Here is a 6,461-nt window from a genome sequence, read left to right as displayed (position 1 = left end):
CCCCCGCCGTCCCCAACCACATCGTCCGCGTCACCCGCGTCGTCCGCCCGGGACGGTTGAGCCCTGCCCACCGACGCCCCGTTTGGGCCGGGCCGAGGCCCGACCCAAACGGGGCGTCGGTGGGCAGGGCTCAACCGTCCCGGGCGGACGACGCGGGTGACGCGGACGATGTGGTTGGGGACGGCGGGGGTTCGGGCACCGGGGCGCTCCAAGGGAACCTCGGCTGCTGTGGTCGACGGCGGGGAGGAGGCGGCCGCCTCCTCCCCGCCGTCGAACCGGATGGACCGGTCGCACGGCCTGTTGAGGTCCGCGTCGAGCCGGGGGGTCCTGCTCGGGTGGTGGTCTGGCATGAGCGCCGGAGCCGAGTCCGTCGCTGCCCGTGTTCGACGACTCTCATGGTCCGCACGTGGGCGCGGAACGGCAGGGACGTCGACGCCGTGGAGGCACGCCCGCGTGTGTGGCACACCTCTTGAGATCACGGCCATCAATGTGTCAGTCTCATTTCACCGGCCATCAGTGGAGTCGCCGACGGCCGGCAACCGTACCCCTATGTCGCCCCACTGAATGTGAGCGCTAACAGGCCCGTCCACTCCGTCCCGGAGTGTCCTGTGACACCAGGGACAGGCTCCACCTTTGCAGCAGTCCGGCCGCTCCAGGGCTGGTTGCCGTCCGTACCGCAACCACGTCAAATCCTGGCGCGCGGTCGGCTTCCCCGTCGACGTGCCTGCGGTCACGGCAGACATGTCTCACTGCTGGAACGCAAATATAAGCCTGATTCATGTCAGGGGATGGGCCTGTTCCCGCCGCGATTACTCCCATCCATGGTGACCAAGGCGTCGGCACAGTCGTGACGGCACCCGTGGGCGCCCTGCTCCGACGCGCACCACCAGGCCCGTCCTCCCCACCCGAAAGAGGTCCCGATGTCAGTCAAGATATCTCCCCCGTCAGTCGGATTACCCCGTCTCAGGCCGATCACCGTGATGCTGCTGGCCCTCGCGATGGCTGCAGCCCTGTTCGGCGGGCGGGCCGCCGCCAGCGGAGCGGTGAGCGGCACACCCGCCGCTCAGGCCGTGGCGGCGGCCGCGGACGCCTCCGCGCTGCCCTGTGACCTCTACGCCACCGGCGGTACGCCGTGCGTGGCGGCCCACAGCACGACCCGGGCGCTGTTCGCGGCGTACAACGGGCCGCTGTACCAGATCCAGCGTGCGTCCGACCACAGCTACCGCGACATCGGACTTCTCAGCGCCGGCGGATATGCCGACGGAGCCTCCCAGGTCTCGTTCTGTGCGAACACCTCCTGCACCATCACCAAGATCTACGACCAGACGAGCAAGCACAACGACATGCCGATCTCCTGGGGCGGCTACTGGAAGGGGCCCGGCGCCAACGGTGCGGACGTCGGGGCGGACGCCATGGCCCTGCCCGTGACAGCCGGCGGCCACCAGGTCTTCGGCGTCAAGGTCACCCAAGGCGTCGGCTACCGGCGCGACCAGGCCTCCGGAGTCCCCACGGGTGCCCAGCCCGAGGGCATCTACATGGTGACCTCGTCCAACTACACCGACCAGTGGTGCTGCTTCGACTACGGCAGCGGTGAGAACTCGCACACCGACACCGGCAACGCGACCATGAACGCCATCTACTGGGGGACCGCCTGCTGGTTCGGCGGCTGCACCGGCACCGGCCCATGGGTGGAGGCCGACCTGGAGAACGGCATGTACCACACCAACACGGGCTCCAACAAGGACCCCAACAACCAGGGCGTGCACTATCCGTTCGTCAGCGCCTGGGAGAAGAACAACGGCACCAGCAACTTCACGCTCAAATACGGAAACGCCGCAAGCGGGGGGCTCACCACCACGTACTCCGGAGCGCTGCCCAACGGCTACTCGCCCATGAAGACGGACAGTTCCGTGCTCCTGGGCACCGGCGGTGACAACAGCGTGTCCGGGCAGGGCGAGTTCTTCGAGGGCGCGCTGACTGCCGGCTTCCCGTCCGACGCCACCGAGAACGCGGTGCAGGCCAGCATCACGGCGGCCGGGTACGGCGGCACCTCCTCCGGCGGCGGGACCGCGGCGCCGCTGCGCAATGTCAACGCCGGCCGCTGCCTGGACGTCCCCAACCTCTCGCAGACCAACGGCACGCAGCTGGCGCTGTGGGACTGCAACGGCGGCACCAACCAGCAGTGGACCCAGACCGCATCCAAGGAGCTGCGGGTCTACGGCGGCAAGTGCCTGGACGCGGAGGGGAGCGGCACGGCCAACGGCACCCGGGCGATCATCTGGGACTGCAACGGCGGCAACAACCAGAAGTGGAACCTCAACTCCGACGGCAGCGTCACCAGCGTCCAGTCCGGGCTGTGCCTGGACGCCAGCGCCTACGGCACCGCCAACGGCACCCTGGTCCAGCTGTGGGCCTGCACCGGGGCGACCAACCAGAAGTGGAACCGCAGCTGATTCCGTATGTGGATCCGCAGCGCAGTGCAGCCGCGGCCGCGTCACCGCCGTAGCGCAGCATCGCACGTCGTCTCCGGCCGCCTCCCGGCGGCCGGGGACGCCCTTCCCACCCCCCGAAGAGAGCGGACAATGACCTTCCTCACACGCGCGCGCCCGGGTAGCGGTCGACCACTCAAGGCAGCCCTCGTCGGTGCGCTGGCCGCCGGCTGCGTCCTCGTCGCACCGGCCGCCGCGCACGCCGCGACCATGACCACCCTGTACGTCTCGCCGACGGGGAGCGGGACAGCCTGCTCCGCCTCGGCACCGTGCTCCCTGACCCAGGCCAAGTCCTCCGTCGAGTCCGTCGTCGGTTCCATGAGCGGGGACGTCGTCGTGCAGCTGGCCGGCGGGGTCTACCGGCTGTCCTCGCCGCTGACCCTCGGCAGTGCGGATTCCGGGCGCAACGGCCACACCGTGATCTGGCAGGCGGCGCCCGGTCAGAGTCCGGTGCTGTCGGGTGGCCGGCAGGTGACGGGGTGGTCGCTGAAGGACGCTGCGAACAACATCTACGTCGCCGACGTCCCCCAGGGCGTGGACTCGCGGCAGCTGTACGTCGACGGCGCCCTGGCGCCCAGGGCGGCGATCACCATCGCCCGCAGCGACGTGAAGGTCACCGCCGGCGGGATGACGATCCTCAACCCGGCCCTGAACTACCTGGCCGGCCTGCCGCAGCAGAACCGGATCGAGGTGGAGAGCCAGAACTCCTTCACCGACCGCTTCGCGCCGGTCCAGTCCATCAGCGGCACCACCATCACCATGCAGCAGCCCGCGTGGAACAACAACAACTGGGGCTACGACACCCTCGCCAACCCCTTCGCCGGCGGGCAGCTCCTGCTGGAGAACTCCTCCGCCTTCCTCAAGACCGCCGGCCAGTGGTACCTCGACCCCCAGGCCGGCCAGCTGTCCTACAAGGCCCCCAGCGGCTGGAACCCCGCCGCCCATGACATCGAGCTGCCCCAGCTCACCTCCCTGCTGAACATCGGCGGCAGCTACACCAACCCGGCGCGCGCCATCACCGTGCAGGGCATCGGCTTCCAGCACACCACCTGGCTCCAGCCCAGCAGCTCCACCGGCTACGCGGACCAGCAGAGCGGCGCGTTCCTCGGCCGCGCCTTCAACCAGCCCTCGGACTTCCTGACGTCATGTCAGTCCGGCTGCCCGCTCTTCGAAGCGGCACGCAACAGCTGGAGCCAGGTGCCCGCGGCCGTGCAGGTGTCGGCGGCGGACTCCATCAACTTCTCCGGCGACGTCTTCTCCCACCTCGGCCAGGTCGCCCTCGGCATCGGCAACGACGCGGACGCCCACGCCTCCGGTGTCGGACTCGGCGCGTCGAACGTCTCCGTCACCGGCAGCACGTTCACCGACGACTCGGGCTCGGCCATCGTGGTCGGCGGCGTCCAGCCCGACGCCCACCACCCGTCCAACACGGCGATGACCAACCAGAACATCACCGTCCAGGGCAACCGCATCAGCGATGTCGCCAAGGACTACAAGGACATGGCGGGGATCCTCTCGACCTATGTCACCCACGCCGTGATCAGCCACAACGAGGTCTCCAACCTCGCCTACGACGGCATCGACATCGGCTGGGGCTGGGGCGCCAACGACGCCGGCGGCAGCCCGGACTACCAGAACCGCGGCCTCTACAACTACCAGCCCGTCTACAGCACTCCGACGACCCTGAAGAACACCGTCGTCAGCTACAACCTGGTCCACGGCACCAAGAAGGTCTTCCACGACGGCGGGAGCATCTACAACCTGTCCGCCAACCCCGGTGCGACCTTCGACCACAACTACATCTACGACAACCACAACACCGTCGGCCTCTACCTCGACGAGGGCTCCCGCTATGTGACCCTCAGCAGCAACGTCATCCAGGACTCCGGGGTGTGGGCCTTCACCAACGCCGGCAACAACTACACCAACGACAACACCTTCTCCGGCAACTGGTACAACTCCGGTGCCACCCAGGTCGCGACCGGTTCCCCGCACAACAACGTGCTGACCGGGAACGTCCAGGTCAGCGGCACCAACTGGCCGTCCGGGGCGCAGCAGGTGATCGCCCAGGCGGGTGCGACCAGCAGCGGCGGCAACACCGGCACCAGCGGAGAGCTGCACGCCGTGGGCGCGAACAAGTGCCTCGACGTGCCCAACTCGTCCACGACCGCGGGCACCCAGACCGAGATATGGGACTGCAACGGCGGTCCCAACCAGGTCTTCACCCGCACGTCGAGCGGGCAGCTCACCGTCTACAGCGGCGCCGGCCAGATGTGCCTCGACGCCAGCGGCCAGGGCACCAGCAACGGCACCAAGGTCGCCGTCTGGACGTGCAACGGCCAGAGCAACCAGCAGTGGAGCTTCAACTCCGACGGCACCGTGACCGGTGTGCAGTCCGGGCTCTGCCTGGACGTCACCGGGGCCGGCACCGCCAACGGCGCGCTGGTGGAGCTGTGGACCTGCAACGGCCAGAGCAACCAGCAGTGGAAGCTGGGCTGACCCGTCAGACGAGTGCGCCGGGCCGGGTGTCCCCGGCCCGGCGCACCGCAGTTCTGCTCGGCTCACGCCGAACCCGCCGAAGCAGGCATCCCCGCCCCGGCGTACCGGGACGGGGATGCCGTGCGGTCAGCGGCCGAGCCAGCCCCCGTCGACGGGGATCAGGGCGCCGTGCACATAGTCCGAGGCGGGTGAGGCCAGGAAGACCGCGGTGCCCCCGATGTCCTCGGGGCCGGCCCAGCGCCCGGCCGGGATCCGGTCCAGGATCGCCGCGCAGCGGTCGGGGTCGTCCCGCAGCGCCTGGGTGTTGTCCGTCGCCACATACCCGGGCACGATCGCGTTGACGTTCACCCCGCGCCCGGCCCACTCGTTGGCCAGGGCGCGGGTCAGGCCGGCGAGGCCGGACTTGGCGGCCGTGTACCCGGGGACGTTGATCCCGCCCTGGAAGCTGAGCAGGGAGGCGGTGAAGACCACCTTGCCCTGCCCGCGGGCCAGCATCCGCCGCCCGACCTCACGGGTGAGCGTGAACTGGCTGGTGAGGTTGACGGTCAGGACATGGTCCCAGTCGCTGTCGGTGTGCTCCGCGGCCGGGGTCCGGGCGATGGTGCCGGCGTTGTTGACCAGGATGTCCACCGGGCGGTCCAGCTCCCCGAGGGTGTCCGCGAGACGGGCGACGGCGGCTCGGTCGGCGAAGTCGGCACGCAGGGCGGTACACGAGCGGCCCAGTGCGGTCACGCGCTTCTCCACCTCGCTGCCGTCGGCCTCCAGACGGGCGCTGACGGCGACGATGTCGGCGCCGGCGGCGGCCAGGGCCTCGGCGACGGCCAGGCCGATGCCCCGGCGGGCACCGGTGACGACGGCGAGCTTGCCGCTCAGGTCGAAGGGCGTACGGGGCGGGGTCATCGTGCGCCTGCTTCCCTGCCGGACCGGCAGTCGATGAGGACCTTCATGACGCCGGCGCCCGACTCGAGCGCCTCGAAGGCGTCAGCGGCACGGTCCAGCGGTTCGATGCGCGTGATGAGCGTCTCCGCCGGGATGCGGCCCTCGGCGAGCAGGCGCACCGCGGTCTCGAAGTCGTCCCGGTCGTAGAGGCGCGCACCGACCAGGGTGAGTTCCCGCCAGAAGAAGCGGTGCAGACTGATCTCGCGCGGCGCCGGGTGGATGGCCACCTGGACCAGGCGGCCCCGGGTGGCCAGTGCGTCGACCGCGGTGGTCACGCCGGCGAGCGCGCCCGAGACCTCGAAGGCCACCTCAGGCCCGGCGCCGCCGGTCCAGTCGGCGATGGCCTGTCCCGTGTCGGCGCTCCCGGGGTCCAGCACGGTCAGGCCCAGTGCCTCCGCGACGCCTCTGCGGTAGGCGTCGGGCTCCACCAGGAGCAGGTCGGTTCCGCCGATCCGGGCCACCACGGCGATCAGCAGGCCGATGGGGCCGCCGCCGACGACGAGGGCCTTCTCTCCCGGCTGCAGCCGGGCGCGC

4 protein-coding genes are annotated in these 6,461 nt (G+C 70.1%); 2 read left to right on the top strand and 2 right to left on the bottom strand.

What is annotated here, in order from left to right:
• Positions 1-980: 980 nt before the first annotated feature.
• Positions 981-2,453 (top strand): arabinofuranosidase catalytic domain-containing protein, encoded by a 1,473-nt coding sequence (locus tag AOK09_RS17485; protein WP_055588143.1) that lies wholly within the window; start codon positions 981-983, stop codon positions 2,451-2,453.
• Positions 2,454-2,699: 246 nt separating this feature from the next.
• On the top strand, positions 2,700-4,988 hold the full coding sequence (locus AOK09_RS17480) for a ricin-type beta-trefoil lectin domain protein (RefSeq protein WP_245687335.1): 2,289 nt from the start codon (positions 2,700-2,702) through the stop codon (positions 4,986-4,988).
• Positions 4,989-5,114: 126 nt separating this feature from the next.
• On the opposite strand, the gene AOK09_RS17475 is transcribed toward AOK09_RS17480, so the two are convergent.
• Both AOK09_RS17475 and AOK09_RS17470 read right to left on the bottom strand, forming a co-directional pair.
• Positions 5,115-5,888, bottom strand: a complete 774-nt coding sequence (locus AOK09_RS17475; protein WP_055588142.1) for an SDR family oxidoreductase — start codon at positions 5,886-5,888, stop codon at positions 5,115-5,117.
• Positions 5,885-6,461: zinc-dependent alcohol dehydrogenase (locus AOK09_RS17470; RefSeq protein WP_157875928.1), on the bottom strand; the 577-nt coding region annotated here is incomplete at its 5' end. The genes AOK09_RS17475 and AOK09_RS17470, both read right to left, overlap by 4 nt.

The sequence above is a fragment of the Peterkaempfera griseoplana genome (assembly GCF_001418575.1).
GTDB classification, from domain to species: Bacteria; Actinomycetota; Actinomycetes; order Streptomycetales; family Streptomycetaceae; genus Peterkaempfera; species Peterkaempfera griseoplana.
Note: the sequence above shows the minus strand (reverse complement) of the source record. Positions and strands in the feature narration are given on the sequence as shown.